Annotated in this window: 7 protein-coding genes and 1 pseudogene; 2 read left to right on the forward strand and 6 right to left on the reverse strand. The window is 43.1% G+C overall.

What is annotated here, in order from left to right:
• Nucleotides 1-95 (reverse strand): transposase DNA-binding-containing protein (locus Xind_RS18615; protein ID WP_420856071.1); only part of this gene is annotated, 95 nt, incomplete at its 3' end.
• Nucleotides 96-196: 101 nt separating this feature from the next.
• On the opposite strand from Xind_RS18615, the pseudogene Xind_RS21905 reads away from it, so the two are divergent.
• Nucleotides 197-364: pseudogene (locus Xind_RS21905) on the forward strand (IS3 family transposase); the annotation flags it as partial.
• A 120-nt stretch (nt 365-484) separates the two neighbouring features.
• On the opposite strand, the gene Xind_RS18620 reads toward Xind_RS21905, so the two are convergent.
• The 3 genes from Xind_RS18620 to Xind_RS18635 form a co-directional block, all read right to left on the reverse strand.
• A complete protein-coding gene (locus Xind_RS18620) occupies nt 485-1,528 on the reverse strand; it encodes a hypothetical protein (protein WP_187650797.1) in 1,044 nt (347 codons plus the stop codon).
• Between the two features lie 92 nt (nt 1,529-1,620).
• A complete protein-coding gene (locus Xind_RS21910; protein ID WP_246432618.1) occupies nt 1,621-6,291 on the reverse strand; it encodes a Tc toxin subunit A-related protein in 4,671 nt (1,556 codons plus the stop codon).
• Nucleotides 6,292-6,345: 54 nt separating this feature from the next.
• Nucleotides 6,346-9,903 (reverse strand): Tc toxin subunit A, encoded by a 3,558-nt coding sequence (locus Xind_RS18635; protein WP_187650798.1) that lies wholly within the window; start codon nt 9,901-9,903, stop codon nt 6,346-6,348.
• A 222-nt stretch (nt 9,904-10,125) separates the two neighbouring features.
• Between Xind_RS18635 and Xind_RS18640 the strand changes: the two genes are divergently transcribed.
• Nucleotides 10,126-11,331: an IS4 family transposase gene (locus Xind_RS18640; RefSeq protein WP_187650799.1), complete on the forward strand. Its 1,206-nt coding sequence runs from the start codon at nt 10,126-10,128 to the stop codon at nt 11,329-11,331.
• Nucleotides 11,332-11,893: 562 nt separating this feature from the next.
• Here the strand turns inward: Xind_RS18640 and Xind_RS18645 are convergent.
• Both Xind_RS18645 and Xind_RS18650 read right to left on the reverse strand, forming a co-directional pair.
• Nucleotides 11,894-14,752 carry an RHS repeat protein gene (locus Xind_RS18645; RefSeq protein WP_187650800.1) on the reverse strand — a complete coding sequence of 953 codons (2,859 nt, stop codon included), beginning with the start codon at nt 14,750-14,752 and terminating at the stop codon, nt 11,894-11,896.
• 88 nt (nt 14,753-14,840) lie between these two features.
• Complete coding sequence (locus Xind_RS18650; protein ID WP_187650801.1) at nt 14,841-19,145, reverse strand: SpvB/TcaC N-terminal domain-containing protein; 4,305 nt, start codon at nt 19,143-19,145, stop codon at nt 14,841-14,843.
• Between the last annotated feature and the right edge of the window lie 202 nt (nt 19,146-19,347).

Consider the following 19,347-nt stretch of genomic DNA (forward strand, 5'->3'; position numbering starts at 1 on the left):
AGTTTGATCAGCCGCTTAGTGCGGCGGCTATCCCCTAAATCAGCATATTGAAAAGTGTCTTTTGCCCATTGCTCAGCATCTGTTGAAAACATCATACGTGACCTCAACGTAGTATTTCTTATTGAGATCAGCCAGGTAGAAAAAGGTTCAAAAAAATCCCTCGATTCAATCGAGGGATTTGTGTAGAAGAGACAGCCCTTTGGCGGGGTATACAAATTTTAGGGAAGCTCACCACGCTATTACCCAATATATAACGGGTTATTACAGCCAGCTTCGTCCTCACTGGTATAACAATGGGTTAACGCCCAATGAATCAAAACGATTATTTTGGAAAAATGCTAAGCCAGTAACCAATTTTTGTTGACCACTTCAGTTTTGCGGTTGTGATGAATGAGGCATACGGATCTCCTTTCAATGAGAATGGCATTACCATTCCCATTGCAGGATATGACACTCAGGGGGCAGGGGCAAGGCTCCTATTAGGTCACTGACTCTGGGTCCAGTAATCAATCACACCACTATCCTCGAAAGCCCTATTAGAAAAGGTAACATCGATTGTGTTTTTTACATCCGTTCCCTTTACCTCTGCGGTTACGGAGAGGCTATGTGGAAAGAGTGAACGTATATTATTACTAACAGTTACTGTTGATGTCACGCTCCCATCGCCTGTGTCAGAATTGTGTCCCCAAGATTGTCCCCAAGAAAGTTTAACAGTCTCTCCTTTTACTGGATTTCCTGAGATATCCACCAGTATTGCTGTTATTTTATAGTCTTCTAGCTTGACCTCTATGTATGGATAAAATCTTTTCTTGCCAGAGATATATGTTGTATAGGCTTTCGAAAAATGTGAAGTTAATTGGATTGAATTATCAGAATGGCGTATAAACTCCAATGATAGTGGTTCTGCGGTTATTTTAGGGTAGTCAACAAGAGAGGCTGTAAGATGAAAATGACACGCTTCCTCGTTAATGGAATAAATTTCGACCTGTATCTCGCCTAATGAATCTGTTTCACCAGTCCATTCTTGTGCTCCATTTTCTTTAAAAGCCACCCCAGTACTATCTTGTAGTGTAAATTTAACTTTCACACTATTTTGAAGAGCGTCATTGAGCAATACCGTTATATTTTGAGTCATTTCCTGTGGAGCTACTGCTGTCTTTGGTGAATTCTTCCATTGTAACGCCCAATTACTGGGTAAAAACTCCAATGATAGTGGTTCTACGGTTTTTTCAGGGTGGTCAACAAGAGAGGCTGTAAGATGAAAATGACACGCTTCCTCGTTAATGGAATAAATTTCGACCTGTATCTCACCTAATGAATCTGTTTCACCAGTCCATTCTTGTGAATTACTTTCTTTAAAAGCAACAATATCATTGTCTAATGTAAATTTAACTTTCACATTGTTTTTAGAATTATTATTGGAATATATCGTTAAATTTTGAATCATTACATTTGTGCTCATTATTATCGTTGATAAATCATCCCACAGTAGTGTCCAATTATTTGATAAATTATCTATATTGCTCATTAAACGACTCCTATAAAAATAAATAGTCCATAAGTTATTTTTAATTTGGATCCAATATCCAAAACGGTTTCAAAAATTCTCTCTCCTAAGGCTTATTCCACCTTTTCTTTCCAGACTTCCGACACTTGATCAGCAAATGCCTTTCCTCCATCACGGGCTGTATAGCGCACTGTCACTATAATATCCTCCAAACTGTCCAATATTTGCTGCTGGGTTGGTGAAGTATGATTTGGTAAATCCAGCACCCATTCGGATACAGCACCTGTACCTTCAAATGGCAAATAGCGATCATCTCCCGTATTTAGCACAAAGACGCCGCTGTCATCCAAACCGCCGGATAGGGCAATTTTTTGGCTGGCATTGAGATTACGTTTAACGCTTTCTCCGCGACCACTATTCTGGTTTTTAAGGTATTTCACTGCCTCTATATCTGGCTTTAATATTAGGCTGCTACTTGTTTGAGTGAGAGTTGCACGAATGTTCTGATATGGTCCTATTATTGCCGGTAGCGTCACAGAGACGTTAGCAATTTGACGCAGATAGTGGCCTGGGTAATCCAAATCAAAATCTTGCTCTGTTAATTTGAATATGAAAGAGCCACTTAAAAGACTTTTTTGCCACACATCCTTACCTAGCTTTTCACGTAGAGGTACTGTACGGGTGATATTCAAGTTACGAGTATTACGTGATAACCAGGCTACCTCCATTTGTTGTAGATTCAGTTGCAGAGTTTCTCCTGCCAGTAATCCATGATAATGATCGTTCCAGCTACCTGCCTGAATAAACGTGGTGTTAAAATCACCTAATTCATACTGCCAGCAAGCCTGAGCAGAAAAACACAGGTTCAAAGTTGCATCGTATGCCTGATAGTATAATGCCGACAACTGACCTATTAGCCATCTATACAGAGATTCACTCGTAAAACGAGTACTCAAGAACTTATACATCTCCATCACTTGCTGATGCTGCGCAACAGACAAGTCCTGTGCAGTTTTAGCTGCCTCAATTTGCAGTTGCTGCCCCTTGATTTGGCTTTGCAATATAATAATATCATGCGATGCTTGTTCTGATTGCTGCTGCCACTCCTCTTTTCGCCGCTCAAACTCTGCCTGCATACTCATCGCTTGGGAGGCTGAACCCATTGCGGTCCCCAGACCAACTATCCCTTCGCCAATACCAGTAAGCGGCCCTGAGTAATCACTTCCGCCATCAGCCATACCAAAAATATTTGGGATAAGCTTCAATGCTCCGGTTGCAATAGTTATAGAGGGTAGAGTTGTCATCAGCGCTGCGCTGGCTGCCATAGTTCTCATAGATGCTGACTCAAGTGAAGAAATACCACCATCAAACAATCCTTGATAATGGTCATGTCGCTGCTTTGCTGCCTCTAAACTACTCTTCAATGTATTCATCCCATTATTGGAGATATCTACTGCCTGTTGTTGGGCGCGTTGGGTAAAAGAGTACAAATCAGCTAACTGAGATTGCCCTAATATCTTTTTATGTCGTTCGTCATTAGCCTCAAGATATTGCAGTAATTGCTGTCCAAATCCACGGAGCATACCTACCGCTTCACGGGCTTTTTCATTCATCACACGGTAGCGATATGGCGGAATAGAGAGAATGTTGGTATCCCGACCTTCCATACGGGTACCTCCTTGCGCTTCCGACACAAAAATTTCTGTCGGATCAAGTGGTGCAGCAAACAGCGGTAACTGTAAAGAGTTACCATTAATATCTAAGTTATGGCGCAAATTATAACGACGGGCATCTAGTGTATCCCACAACGCCAGCAATTGGGTATTGGCCGGAGAGTGAAACTTAGCTGATATATTTTGTAATAAGTTTTTGGCCGAAGAAGTAGGGTAGCTGATCCAATATTCAGGAAGTGATGTCAGCTGCATCTCAAACTCAGTCATGTTATTTTTTGTTGTATCTTTTAGCGTTATAGGTGTCCATGCATTAGCTAAATCTGCATCTGGGCGCGCGCCCAATAGTCCACAAGTCTGGGTGTAAATTTGTAGTGCCTGATTTAGGCTATCCGGCGTCAACTGACGATAATACATATCACCCAAGGCAATTTGCGCCTGAACGTAAGCCATATAGCTAGCTTTACGAAAATGCTCAGGGTTGGTATAGGCCAAAGCATCTGGATCAGTCGGTCCCTCAATGGCATAAGAGGGATTTTCCTTTGCATACTGCGGTGATATCGGCACGACTTTCCAATAAGGCTCAATGGCTTTGCCCTGGCTGTCGGTGCCTTGATTTATCGCAGAAGGATTGAAGATGCGTTGTTGCCAGAGGCGGGCATTGGCATGTTGACCACGGGACTGCAGCGTGTAAGCCACCATGGCCGGAGTGTGGTAGAACAGCTCCCAAAAATACAAGCCGTTGGCGTCTGAAAAGTCCATTGGTGTGGTGTTTTTGTCGAACAGAGTGATTTTTCTGAATCCTTGGTATTTCCTTACATTGTTTACCGTTTCATTCAATGTTTGCACTGAGTCATGGTCGGTGTCATTGATAAGCACAACTTGTTGTGTCTGTTTGTCAAAATAGAAGAACGCGGGCTCCCAGGTTCCAGTCAAAGCACCAGAGGAAAACTCAGCATATACATGGCATCTCTCGTTTTCATACAGCCCGTCAGCATAAGGGACGAACACAGTGACCGAGGTTTCAGTTTCACTGAGGGTACCGTTACAAACGGGATAGAGAGCGGTGTTTCTGCCTATGTTGCTGAGCCCTACCCGGAACCATCGTTCAGGACCATGAATACTAGAATCATACGATGGTAATGTCAGCTTGGTAAAGAAACCCGGCCCCATATCTGGCTCCTGGGTCAACTGGGTATTCCACTGGAGCAGGTGATCCAAACCCTCCTGAGCACTATTGACTAGCTGTCGGGCGAAGAGAGTATTAAGGCGGATATTGCTGGGTACGAATTTTGTGGTTGTTAACGTACTATCCCCTGTATTTTTAAAATCAAAGTGCGCAAATTGTGTAGTACCCAAGGCTAGATCGGTGTAGCTATCCAATATTGGCATCGGATCAGTGCCTACATTTAGGTCAAGATCTAAAAATGAGTCAGCAGTTAAATCAGAGGAAAACTTATATTTCTTATAAATATTGTATGCGTTCGGCCCACCTGCAATTTTATCTTTCGATTCTAACTCGTTCACTAATGATAATGAGAACGAACCGCATGTAGTTGCAGCATTAATTTTCACTACAATACCGATTACTTTTAATTTACCAGAACAAGCAATTTCAATGAGATCACTCTGATAATTATATGGTGGTAATAAAACGCCCTGCTTGTCAAACCTAACTTTAAGAACAGCTAGGCTTTTTTTCTTATAAAAGTATAATGTGGCAGCAGAATAGGCACATGAAATAGCTAAAGTTACCTTTTCTAATTCAATAGTTAATTTATAGCTAATTTTCTCTTGACCAGTAAATGTTCCTTCCCCCTGACTTATACCTACAATATTTACTGCTCTTTGTAGAAACTGCTGATTTCTGGCAGATTGGTTGACTACGCTCGTATTGTAGGTGTCTTTTGCTAATTGGTTGGCCGAATACCATTTAAATAATTGATTTGTTTTGTTGGCATTAGTTACAATTTTTAAATCAGATTCCACCAAATTCATCCAAGCATCAAAAGTACATACCATGGCGTTTCTTTTTTTATTTATTAGAGTTAGGTTCCCTTCCTCCCCTCTATCACTAGTTGGCCAGGCAATAGCATCTTTGGAATTGATATCTGTATAAAGTGCAGCATACAGGAAAGGTTGAGCTGTAATATGAGTAAGCACCAACGCCAGTGTTGAAAATCTCGTGTCTTCCTTACCAAATATGCTTGCCTGATCACTCTCCAGATTTTGACTATCAGTGGCACTCCCACAAGATTGCGGTGTACTCCAACTACCATCAAACTTTTGATAAGCCATCTGTGCAGTTAGTGTGACTTGTTTTTGGTTTCCATCACCTTGCTTTGCCGTGATTTGACGCTCAAACCACACCACATACAAACGTTTGTTATGAATCACTGGACGCGGCAGGCCGACCACATTATCGCCGCCAAGCGGCAAACCAACCTTTTGCCATTCTGACCAGGAATCCGGCACCATAGTGGTAACTGTGTTCATCTGCATGGCACATTTACGCCAGTAATAGGTATAGGGTTTGCTGGCCGTACACCCCAAAAAATAATAGTCGCTGCGTGCTAAATTCGTGCCCGCTATATAGCCACTTATCACACTCAGATTAGCCACTTCTTCAAAACGGTTCAGATATCCTTGTACTGCGGTCAAAATTGTATCGTCATTCAGTGGTCCTTGATTAAGATCTGATACCATCTGAGCAAAATTATGGGTTTGATCGGTACGTAATGGTGGAGAAAGGTAATTTTCAGGATACTGAGCCAGTAGCACATTGGCCGCCCAAGTATCATACTGAGCTGTTGTAGATTGCCAATCATCAATAAGTGGTTGGTGATTCATCCATGACACTGTTGTGTAACCCGGCTCATGGCCAAACAGAATATTATTAATATACTGCTGTAAAGAGGCGATGACTTGTGCCACTACACTGGTAGTCAACTGCCAGCCGCTTTGGGTATCAATGAGCAGATAGTTATACAGATCATCTGTAGTATTCAGAGACACACCCATCTCATTAATCTGAGTTAATTGCCCTAACCAAGCCGCTTCCAAGGCATTACGTTTACGTTCGGCTATCTGACCGGTTAATTTTGTGTACTGCATAAAAACCTCATGTCCAATACCAGTTAATGAAAAGACGATTAAGTACATCAGAGCTTAGGCATGTTTGTTGTTGTCATTCAGACCTAACGTTGCCATAACGGCCAAACCAGCAGATCGCCAGGTATCAAACGCCTTATCACTGGTATCCCCTTCTTTCAGTACCGGCTCAGCAATCTCCAACTTAGTGATTTGTTGCAATAAGCTGACAGAAAGTCCTGTTTTATCGGCGCAGTCACGTAAACGCACCAAATGCCCAATTTGAGCCACGGTATTGAGTACGCCATCAGCGTGACCTATCACCAGTTCAGTAGCTTTTTTCACCTCACTGACTGACCAATCCAGATGGGTTGCTAGACGGGAAGCCGCCTCATTGCTGGAAAGCGACGGCGTTGCATAAACATCTCGTAAATACTGCAATACATCATCTTCTTTACCTGTCGCATGACGCCAGACGGTGTAATCATTCATAATCGTCAACAGTGATAGAGAGAGTGGTAGCGTTTGTGAATCACCAAAAGCCTCTGGATAAGTGTGTATCGCCTGCAATGTTGCTGGAGTTAAACGATAACGAGTAACCAGCCTGCTATAACGACCCAATGTATTGAGGTTTTTCATCAAATCGCTTGGAATATCTGTCGGGCTTAAATTTGTTTTATTCAAGTGCTGACACATTGTTAGCAGGGTATAACTACTCAAAGAAAGGCATGGCAACATAGCTAATACCACACCATGAGGTACCCCCAATACTTTGCCAAGCTGAGTATCGATAATAGTTTGTTGACTACGCAGTATATTTGTTAATGCATTGTTCAGATTTTTAGTAGCGAAGGTTTTTTCATCATCGGATAAGTGCTGAGCCTTCACTATACCCGCTACATTTTGTTGGCAAGCTGATGCCATTTCGTTAATGATAAGGCCAGAACTATCAATCACTTTACCGGTCAGCAGAGTTATCCAATCTAATGACTTCCCGTCTTTATCAACAATAGGTAGTCCCAACCCATGTAAACTGTTAGCATCAAAGAGAATGTTATTCAGGTGCTGATTAATATCATTTACCAAAGCGATTTCCGATTGAGTGGCCTGTGGTACCATAGGAGTCAGTAATAACACTACATCTACCACACTTAGGTTTTGCCCTTTCATCCACTTCACCATTTCAGCCAATGTTTGCAAGTCATCCAGCAAATCAAACTCTGTTGGCTGGCCATCTTCACTTAACGGTGCCAGCTGTGGTATACCCGCCAATTGTTCAAGTAAAGTTTTTCCTCGTGGCATGATTGTCAGCAAAGTCAGCATCTCTGCAACACTGATCCCTAACAAAGCCGGAATTTTGCTCAGGCGGTATAAAGCAGACACAACTTTGAAACTACGATTCAATGATGTTCCATCGCTCAAATGTTGAGTCTTATTGATCTGTTCAGCTAGTATCTGGAATTCAGTGGCGCCGATAGCCAAGCCAGCACACAATTGGTGTACTGTGATCGCATCGGCACCTTCAGAGGCAGTAAAATCAAAGGGTTTATTGTCAATGACCAACGGATCTTGACCTGCTTTTGTACGTGGGTTAAAAAAACGATCAAACTGTGGTAATGCCGTTCCTATCGCAAATGGTGTCACTTCATACAAAAAAGCCGCCAAATCTTCAGCCTTGAGTCCGTACGCTTTATGCCAAAGTTGGTAGAATCCCAAAGTCCGTAGGGTATGTGTGTTCATCGCGAGTAACAGGTTATTCTGACCTTCTGCACGCATAGCAGAAACGATCAGGTTATCTAACTGGTCAAATGGCATCCCGGCACGGCGCTGCAGGCGCACCATGCGATTGATGCGGTCATAGCGGTCGTAGAGGGTAATTGGTAAGCTGCACTCACGACTGTACATATAGTTTAATCCATCTATAGTGGCAGGGTCAGTAGCCTTATCCTGCTTCAAAAACAAACGAGGTAATTTGCCTCCATGGATAAACACAGCACCATAGTGATAGGGGGCTGGGAAGCTCTCAGAAGATAGTCCTTTATCGTTTACAAAGATTTTGTTTTTCCGTTCTACATTATTGGAAGCAACTACTGATGTACTGGATTGCCCAACACCAGCGGCACATAACAGTTGCATGACTTCATTTGCAGATAAACCTGTGACCTGCGTGAACGTCGATAACTGCGGCTGAATATTGACTAAAGGGGCATGTGACCCAAAATTGTATAGGAGAAAGTCTTGTTGAGCTTTTGTCAGCAAAGTGTCAACGTTTTCATTTTCTTTTTTGGTACTAAGTACCACGCTAACAGTAAAATCAGAAAATGCTATATCATTGTTATTGTTGTCATTTTTTTCCAAATAAGCTGCTCTCAGCTGTAACTGAGCACGCAATGGAGTTTCTTCATTTAACGGTAAGCTCTTATTATTGATTTCATCAAACCCTATACAGACTTTATAGGGGTAACTTGTTCCACTGGCATCATTTAGTGCTCCAGGCGAATAAGCCCAAGCCTCTGCGTTCAAAATTAGTTTGTTTTTGTGCTCGTTATTCAGTGTCAGTGTTAATAGAGTCGGGTAATTATTTATAAGAGTACCACTTAAAGACCTTGGTCCTTGAACTATGCTTTTGAGCGGTACCACATAAGCAAAATTGTGCATATCTTGCCAAGGTAACAATTCACTGAAAGAAGGGCCGTCCCAATAGCTTTTATCGTGAGTCAATGTTGCCCTATCCAAAATATAAGTATCAAATACAGGTTCCGCAGTGATAAGGCTGACTTCGGAAGGGCTTAAACTTGCGGCTTGTTGCAGTACACGAGCAGATAATGTGACATCGCTATTAATATCACTAAACGCTGGCATACCAGCCCCCACAGATTGGGTCAGAGATGCTAAATCAATTTGATGTTCACTGAGTCCTGTTACGACTTGGTCATGGGGCTCATGATATGGAAGAGTCTTACCCGGATAATGCAAACGGGAAAGCAATACATCAGACGGCAGACTAGTCACTCGGTCTGGCAACACACCTTGCTGGTGCAGCTGACCAATCAACTTTTCGTTGTTTTCTTTATTATCCAGACCATTTTGCAATATGTCATTGACAATATCTAATTTAGGCAAGCGCTGGTTCACTGTAACATCACTCAGCAGCGTATCGCCTAAATGTGAGCGACGCTTTGCTAATGTAATACGCGAACTGTCGTTAGGTTCTAATTTTTCCAGTTTAGTCGCCAGAGCATATAAGCTTGCGGCATAAGCAGCTGGTGAAGAAGAATCACCAATGCTGCCTGGAGGAACGACCACTTCTTTCTCCGGGAATTGATTTTTCCACCAAACTTGAGGATTCCCAGACGACACATTAGCATCAAGTTTAGAAGCATTCTGAGTCTCTTTAGTATGTTGCGGGAGTTGACCGTGATGCTGACGAAACAATTTGATCAATTGTTGTTGGCCTGTTAGTGCTGTGCGATATACGGTTCGTGCACCATCAAAACCTAAATCTGAGCCGAATTTGCTAATAAAACCATTTTCGGTATAGGCCAAAATATCTTGTAGCGATGCCAGTTCCAATGAAGCTAACGTGCCACTCGTTAGCTGACAACTGACTTCCAACCTTTGGAGAGGAAGTGTCATTTTAATTATTTTTCCTTATTAATTTCAATTAGTTCTAAGGGTAATGTAAGTGCAACTCTTGGCATAGAGTTATAAATTGGAAATAGCGGTTAATTAACTTACTATTATTCTTTTCATATACAGGATCTTAAGCAGTAACCGTATATTTTAGATAGAAAAAAGGCTTCATTTATGATCTGATTATCGTCGCCAAACAAATATCAAAAACCACGGATGAAGCCTATGACGATTATTGCTATAAAACACCAGTTAATGCAATTATTCAGTGACGTTTCTTTGAATAAAATAGCCTTTGGCTGTGGGTTCACCCAACGTGTCAGAAATATTGAGCCACGCACGTTGATCCTCAGTCTGATTTCTGCACTCAGTACCGGTAAAATTAACGCCATTGCCCAATTACATCAGAAGTATAACGGCCTATGCCCCGACGCCCAGCAAGTCAGTTACCGGCCTTTTTATAATCAATTACGCAAACCGGCTTTTGAGGCGTTTATTAAAATCATCGTCCGATTTTTTATGGCTCAGTGGGTTGAAAAACAAGTAGCGATACCCCAAAAATTAGCTAAATTCCAAAATGTTATTTTACAAGATGGCAGCTCATTTCAGGTTCATCCTGCTCTCGCTGAAGTCTTTCCTTATCGCTTCAAAACAACCGCTGCCGCCGTTGAATGTCATATAACCATGTCATTATTCAGTCAAACACCAACAGCAATGACCGTCACAGCAGATACCGCAGCGGAACGCGCTTATTTGCCTGCTCCGGCCGAATTGAAGGGACAACTTCTGCTTGCTGATGCGGGGTATCCTGATTTTGACTATTTTGAACAACTCTCGCATTCAGATGCTTCATTTATTGTCAGAGGGAAAAAATCCCTCAATCCCCTGATTGTCGCCGCCCACAATGGACAAGGAAAATTGTTACCTAAACTGGCAGGAAAAAGGTTAAAAACGGTCACGCGCAGAATTCACCGCTCTGAAGTGTTAGATTTGCATTGTCAGCGTAACGGTTATGAATTTCGCATTATCCGCCGTTGGCTTAAGGAGGAAAAACGGTTTTGTATTTGGCTGACGAATTTACCAGCGGAAGAATTTACACCTAATGATGTGATGGATATTTATCGCTGTCGATGGCAGGTCGAGCTGTTATTTAAGGAGTTGAAATCCCACACAAACTGGCAAGGTTTTGCCACCCGGAAAGACTCGTTAGTCACCGGACTTATCTGGTCAAGTCTGCTCACCTTACTGGTCAGACGGACAATGGCAAGACGATTATTTCCGGAGGTTTCCTTACTTAAAGCGGCGCAAAATACGGATATCTGGTTGCGGCCAATAATTGAAAACCTGCTACAAAGGGCATGGTCGGAAACCTGTTTTTGGCTGGAAAAAGCCAAGGATTATTTATGCCGGAATGCCTTCAAAACCCGATAAAGAAAGTCATGTAAAAACAAGACATTGGAAGCGTGTTTTGAAAGGCTTAATTTTTAAGATCCTGTATATGATTATTCTTTTAAATCAGTGAATAAATGAAATGGAAAATATGATATGGATTTAATTGAATAGTGTTAAATTCTCTGGAGAAGAGGTTTTATTCTTGTGACATTATTCATAATAAATCATGTTCTTGGTGTCATGTTTGATGGAGTTTTATATTAGGAATAAGGAGTGAATCCATATTTTCACCTTTGAAAGGAAAAATAATTGATGATGCTAAGACACCTCTGGCATTTATGATAATCGACAGAATCGTTTTACCCTTTTTCACACATTCCTCTACTGAATTGAAGCAGTAAAAAATTGTAGTCAGTGCAGTGATATAAAAACTGCACTAACCTGTTTATCTATACCTAATTCTCAGGTTGATAGAGATTGTTATGACCTAGGCCTCAATTCTATTTTATCCAGGTATATGTCCTAAGATCTCTATTATTGATAGAATCTGCAAGATTCTATCAATAAAAATAGTGAATCTAACTATTCGAGTAAAATTGAATTAAAGTTCTCTAAATGGGCTAAACCCCCTTGCACTGGGATTACGAAGCCAAGGTTCATCAATATTTAGATAAAATGTACGCGGATTGTCCAAAAATTTAATAGCGTCTCGTTGTTTTGTCATCATATCTATATCCGTTTGAGTTAATTGCCGAGTAGGATGTATATTATTAGCAACGACCGGAGCTGTAAATGCCGCCAAGGTATATGTAGCCGCTTTTAAATTTGCATCTGCTATAGGAGCCATAACACGACTCGTATTACTATGGACCGATTTTTTCAACATCTTAATTACCCGGTTTCTTCGTGTAATGTCTGCAGTGCCATGATTTTTCGCAGATGTAGCGAATACAGCCAATTTATTCGAAGTCGGATGCTGCATAACATTATCTCCTCCCAAATTATATCCTGACAATGCCGTTGGTAATCTTGTTAATGACAACTGATTGAACATATTCCATGCCAATTTTTTTCGTGTCTTTGTCAGTCTCTTTTTTGAAGAACCCATACCTTTATATATCGAATACACGGTTTGAGTTGACATCAATTCATCCTGAGCCTTGTTTGCCTCTCTGTATTTTCTAGCAAAATTTTTTTTATCGCCAGCCAATGCATATTCAAATGCCTTCTTGAGAAGGCCTCTATCATGAATAGGTAGTCGAGCATTTTTTAATCTTTTTTTTAGCGCGATATTTACCGATTTTATTTCTTTATTTTCATCCTTAACCTGAGCAATTACGCTTTTTCTCAGCCGTCTTCCAATTATTCTGCCTAGTCGCTCTCCCTTTTTTTCCAATGAAGAATGTGACACTAATCCCCACTCATCTTTGAAATTAATTGGATTATTCTGTACCATCTTGAATATATTCAATCCATCCAGCGTTTCTGCAGGGTCTGCACTTAACCATCTACTCACCCATGGCTGGTAATATCTATATCCATAGTAATAGAGTCCCGTTGCATCACGCTCCTTGCTAGAGTATCGTACATGTTTATACTCTGCTTCAATCTGATTATGAGCCATCCATACTGCCGTACCGCCGTACGGATAGTATTCTTCCTGACTAATAATGTTCCCACAACAATCTACCTCTAGGCAGCTACTACCTATCAAGTTGTCGTAACTGTAACGCATTTGATTATTATTGATAGCTTCCGGTTTTCCTGTTTCCCAATTGAGCACCCTCACCTGTGCTCTCCCAGCCTCACTCACGGAGATAACCTGCAGGTTTTCTGTCTCTGTGCTGCCATTTGTAGTCGTTCTCAGTTCAAGTCCCGGCAGATATATCACCCGCTGTCTCTGTATATTGTTTTCCGTTTGTTGTGTGCTGACTTTCAGTACACGCTGGCTACTCGCATCATAACGGTAACTTTCGCTGTCATTTGTCCCACTCTCACGAGTCACTAGCGTCACCTTCCACAATTCACCACGCGATGTCCACACCAAACCCTGGCCCGGCTGCAGTTGTTTCTGATGCCCGCTGTTATCAAATAACGCATCGACTTTCTTCATATCTTCCGTCAGTGAGCTGAGTACCGCTCGATTACTGTGCTCTGAGACAGTGATATTGGTGGTATAGCTGTTGTTGCTGGCAGGTGCACTGTGGCGTATCTGTGTCAGATTGCCACCCCGATCATAGTGGTAATGGCGGGTATAATTGGTATAGGCGTTGTTGTCTGACGTCAGGGGAATACTGGCAGGCAGTTTTGTTCCTTGCGCGGCCATTCCGGCCATTTCGCGTCCCGTTGCCGAGACCAGCTGGTACAGACTGTCATAGGTGTAGGTATTATCCGGCACCACCTTCTGGTTGCGCCAGAACCGCGTCGCTTGCGCATCATTCGTGATGCGCAGCACGTTACCCACGGGATCATAAGTATAACGCAGATCTTGCAACACCTTAGCCCCGGCAACATGTTCGGCCGGACGCTCTGTTTTGATCCCGGTCAGGCGTTGCGTTTCCGGTTCATACGTGTATGTAGTCACTACCCCGTTGCCGTGCTCTTCGCAGAGTTTTTGGCCTGCCGCCGAGTATGTCAAAGATTTTACGATAATCTGCTCAAGGCCGCCTTTCAGAGTCAACCAGCTGCCCTTCAACAGACCGGCAATGTCATACACCCTGCGCTGCACGTTTCCCCTTGCGTCCGTGGTGGTTAGAATGGCACCTATTGCATTAGCGGTACTTTGAGTGATATAAATTTCTGGAGCCAGTAGAGTACGCCAGACTGACGGATCATGGCCTTGCCAATTCACCTCTGCCTCATCCGACAGCAACTGCCGAGTCACAAACAACGGAATTCCCGTCAGGGCAATGCTGTCCGTCTGATTCAAGCCTGCCGGCTCATAATGTTGTACACACTGCCCAGCCAGATTCAGGGCTTTTTCAGCCAGTGTATTTTCCGCCCAGATAAAACGTTCCGTTATGCGCGCTGTTTTGTTCTTTTCCTGTTCACTGATGCTCAAAACACGGCCGGGAAGACGGGCATTTTCATATTGCCAGGTACGAGTGACTTCAGTATCTGTACCCGCCGCCGTCATGGCTAATGAAGGTCGGCCGGCAATGTCGTGCAGGGTAACTGTGGTACCTGCATCCACGCTTTCTGTGCGTTGCACTTTGCCACTCAGTGATGACAAATACGCAAAATTGGGTTTAACGGTGTTATCAAATTTTTGCCTTTCAGCCAATCGGGAATCAATGCTTTGAATTAAAGCTCCACAGGCATCGAACTGATGATAAGTGATTTGTTCATCTGTCAATTGAGGCTTATCCGGATGGCGATAGTAAGCTAACTCCCGAATAGCCAGTCCACGGCAATCCAGCACCATGACCGTTGGTGTGCCTTGATACAACGATGTATTCATATTTTTACCTTTGGAAAATACTTTTTATGTCATCTGACGTGGCAAAGAGCGGGTTACCCACCCTAAAAAATTGACCAGAATTTATGAATTAGAGTTCCACGCCACTTTCTAACGCGGTGTCATTTTCATCTTCGTTAGCAACAAACCACGGAGTAAAAAACGTTCGCCTCAAGCTACCTTTGGCTGTTTTCACCTGATATACCCGCCCGATTGGGTCGTAATAATGTGTATCCGCATATAAATCTGTTCGGGCATGATAATCGCTGACATAACGCCAATTATCCAAAAAGTAAGGTTGATAAGTGCGTATCGGCTGTCCCTTGTTATCATATTCGGTTCGTCCAGTAACAGCCCAGCGAGTTTCCGTTTTAGCTACTGTTGGCTTGCCATTTCCATCAAACTTTAATCCTCCATGCCCGTCATATCGCCAAGCGATACCAGGTGCCTGACGAGTGGCACTCTGTAGTAGACGCCCAAAACCATCACTGAACGTCACCTGTTGACGAATTTGCTGATCTGGATCGCTGTCATAGCTATCTGTCATCAGCATTAAGGTATGTGGTGGTATGTGTGCCACCTCATTTTGCGTCCAGCTATCGGTGACATAGACTGTACAACTGGCGACTGGTAGTGGTGTTGTCAGTTCCAATGCTGAATCCACGGTATCAGGTGCGGTGAAAGTTGCCTGACTATACCCACCTACAACGTTATTCTCAGTTCCCCAGAAACGGCTCCAGATCACTCTGCCTAAACCATCCAAAGCAATTTGGCTGACGTTATCATTGGCATCGGTAATTTTTTTTGGTGTCAGAAAACGATAATCATAAGTTGCCCGCGTTAACAACCCTGCTGCATCTTGGAATTGGGTAATAACACAATAATGCGTATCCCAATTTATTGTGTTTTTGCCAGTCAGTTTCGTTTCTTGTTGGGTTAGAGGTCGCCAGAAACCTGCCTGATCTGCATATTCGGTGTACCCGTGTCGCATCACCCAAACCAATTTGTCCTGCGAGTTTGAAAATAGAAAGGGGGTCTGCTGATACCCCGCCTGTTTGAGATATTTTTCACTAATTTGTTCCGACAACGAAGCCACTAAGGTTGCATCCAGTTCCGCCGTTTCAGTAAAAGCGACCAGTGCCTGTACAGTGGGTGCTACTGTTGTAGGTTGACCCCATTTATCTTGATACCAAACCTGTTGTTGCCCTGCAAAAGTACGGGCTGATTCTTCAAAAAACTGTGTATCATGCTTATTGAGTTCTTCCAAAGTCAAACCTTCTGGCGGCACGGTCACGGTGTCTGCTGTATGACTGAAAACATCAGTGCGTGTGCTGTTTGTCAATCCGGTGACTCGAATACCCGTTACAGTATCCGTTATTTCCGGATGCCAATCATGTTGCTGTCGCTGTAAGTATAAGATCTGTTGTTGAGCATCATAACTACTGTCAAACAACGTCTCAGGCAAATTCTTCGGGTATGGATTATCCTTGGGTTTCTTACGGCGTGAATAATAAATCGTTGCCTGTCGCAATGGCTGACCATATTGGTTACTGGCCAAAACCGTTTGTTGGCTGCACCGGGGATCGACGTCAACTTGCTCATACAAGAGAGAACGGCTTTCTGCCACTGATGGCCAAACTACGGGCATTTTTCCCGATCGAGCATCAATCAAACGCACTTGTGGACGACTTTCCGTCACGCTATATGGCACATTCCCACACTGTCCCTTTTCATCAATACCAAACAATTCACTGCGTAGAGGCATTCCTTGTAATGCACGTTGTAACCCAAAAATGGTTGTATTAGACATATCCGTTTTATCTGCCGTGTCACCGGGAAGTGGGTAAATTGTTTCCTGATCTCCGCTACCGGTGGTAAAACGGTACTGAAAATCAGTAAATGCCTGCGCATCACCCCGCCAGTACTCTTTTGATAACAGGTTATCTACAACGGGTAAACCAGTGGCAAACCAATTACGTGTCAGCGCAGGCAATGATATTTCCTCTGCAGTCCCCTGACTGCTTTTAGTATCAGTATCCTGCACCTCTACATAGCCAAATCCGCGAAATTCACGTTCTTGACTATCCCATACCCCATGCCGATAACGCATTTCACTGACTAAACGGTTACCCGTTATTTCATCCCAGACTTCTCTGCGATGGAGGGTGTGCAGCACCACAGGAAGATAACAGGGTGGCTGAATATCTTTTGATTTTGCTTTCTCATCCAACCAGAATTGTGCTGAGCTCCGATAATGAAAACGATGATTAGCTCCCATATTATTGTTCATTGAATGTAACAACCAAGGCTTATAGGGGGATAAATGGCAAATCCAGTGACGGGGTACAGGATGCAAAACACTCAATACAAGACTGGCAACACCCAGTCCCTGCACATCAGCCACCTGTAGTCGGCAAGTCCTGTTATATTTGATCTGTTCTGGTAATGTGACCTTAAAGGGCGATGCAAAATGATTCCCACTTTGATTCAAAAAAATCTCGAGAAAATCCGCATGGGCATAAATCAAATCTGTCGTGCCTGAGCCGTCAATATCGGCCAGATAAACCTGCTGAGGATTGAACGTTGTCATTGGTTGAGAAAAACCCGGTAATACGATAGGCTGCCCAAACCGACCGTGACCTAAGTTTGGCCAACAAGTCACTCCATTCGGTTGAATTTTAACCAGATGTTGCTGCCCCGACCCCAACAAGTCACTAAACGCCACCAACACGCCTGGATCAGCGTCAGGCACAGGTAGCATTATTCCATCAGATTGATTTACTGTTTTGCCTTTTTTCCATCCCCCTCGATCCCCGCCATACAAACGAACACTACGGGGGCCAATCATCACCAAGTCAGTAAAACCATCGCCAATAAGGTCAGCCAATTGAGCTTTGGGGTGCGTATATTCCACCGGTAATGTGTGTAGGGGAGTAAAATGACATGCTTCCCTTTCCATGTTCAGATCATAATATCCTCCCCCTCCATTAAAGGTTACCAGCCACTGCAAACGCCCATTACCCTGTAAGTCAATTAACCTTCCACCTTTTTGCAGTGAAGGGATATGGGGTAGACACACCGTCTTTGGCCAGGTTACTTCATTAAGATTATCCCCTATTTTTCGCTGTGGTGCCCGATACCACCAGGCTTTATTATCCTGATGTAATACACCTGCTATTCCTTCGCCATACAGGTCGATCAACTGATAAGGCTGATCGACATTCAAATAACCCAGTTCCTCACAGGCTTGCCAAGTAACATTTTTACTAACATCAAATGTCTGCCAGTTGAATGTTAATGGAGGCAATGTAGTCCATGATGCCTTATTGTTTTCAACTCCCATCACTTGGGCTGATATTAGGGTGCTGATAGATGGGTTTTCCGCATATTTCAATAACAGACGAGAAACTAAAGTAGGTGTATCTTCCCCCTGTTTTTTGCCTGCCAATGTTTCCAAACGATGGAACATTAAGGCTTGCCGACATAGACGGCGAGTGCGTACTTCAAATCCATATTCATAACCCGAAAAGCAATCCTGCCGGCATAACCACTTTTTGGTTGGGTGAAACGCAGGTACTCCTTCCACGGTAACATCACGTTCTCCATAATCCAGTATCAGGCAAAATAGCCAACCTGCTGCAGACGGATCATTGTTCCCCAGGCACGGTAATATCAGCGAAGAGACTAGATTGCCATAATGAACAGCGGTCAAATAACGTTGAGTAGTCGTTTGTGGATGAGTCTTTAGCTCAGCTTCATTACAATGATCACTATTTTCTTCTTTATATTGGTAGTAACAGTGCTCACCCTGTTGGGTCACGGAAGATTCCAGTAACCACATCGCTGTTTGGTTATTGGGATTGCTGATACGCGCTTGAGGAGTATAACCAAAAAGCGAAACCAACCCTTTCAGGGTATATGATACCCAAAAGTCACCCATTTTTTGGTCCACCGGTTGCCAGTATTCTAACCGATTGAAATCTCGTTCTATCCGACTACGAAAGGTGGTGACCTTGAAGCTTATCCCTAAATGAATTCCTAACAATGTATCACGTGTAACGCTTTCATCTGGCTGAATGGGAACCAATACTTCGCCATCGGGTCCTAAAAATTCATCACTTTCTTGATAAGTGGGGACTCCCAAATGGGTACGACGCCGGATACAAGGCAGATTCAGATTCCAGCCGATACCAAATGAACCATTACCACCGTGGCTGCTATAATTCAATGTCAGCGCGGGAGCAAACCCTCTGCCGGCACTGATCGGCAGAGGCAATGAAAGGCTAAGCGCTCCATCTGGCCCGATATTTCCCAGATGCCCCTGCAACCCGGTAATAGCCCCGCCTCCTTTAGTAAATGATGGAGCACTTAAACGTAATTCATCGGATTGCTGCATTTCATTCTCCTTGTGAATAGGGTTTCAGCAAAGCTATGCAAATATTTCTGCCCACAATTTTTCTCACTGGAGAAGTTATTAACCCGGTGTGCAAATGCCCATGCTCCCATCATGCAGCATAATTAATTTTGGGGTGCAGAAAAAAGCGAGCAACATGTTTATTTCTTCTTTGCAGCTTCCTGAGATGACTTTTTGTCTTTTT

It is taken from the genome of Xenorhabdus indica, from assembly GCF_014467235.1.
Classification (GTDB): domain Bacteria; phylum Pseudomonadota; class Gammaproteobacteria; order Enterobacterales; family Enterobacteriaceae; genus Xenorhabdus; species Xenorhabdus indica.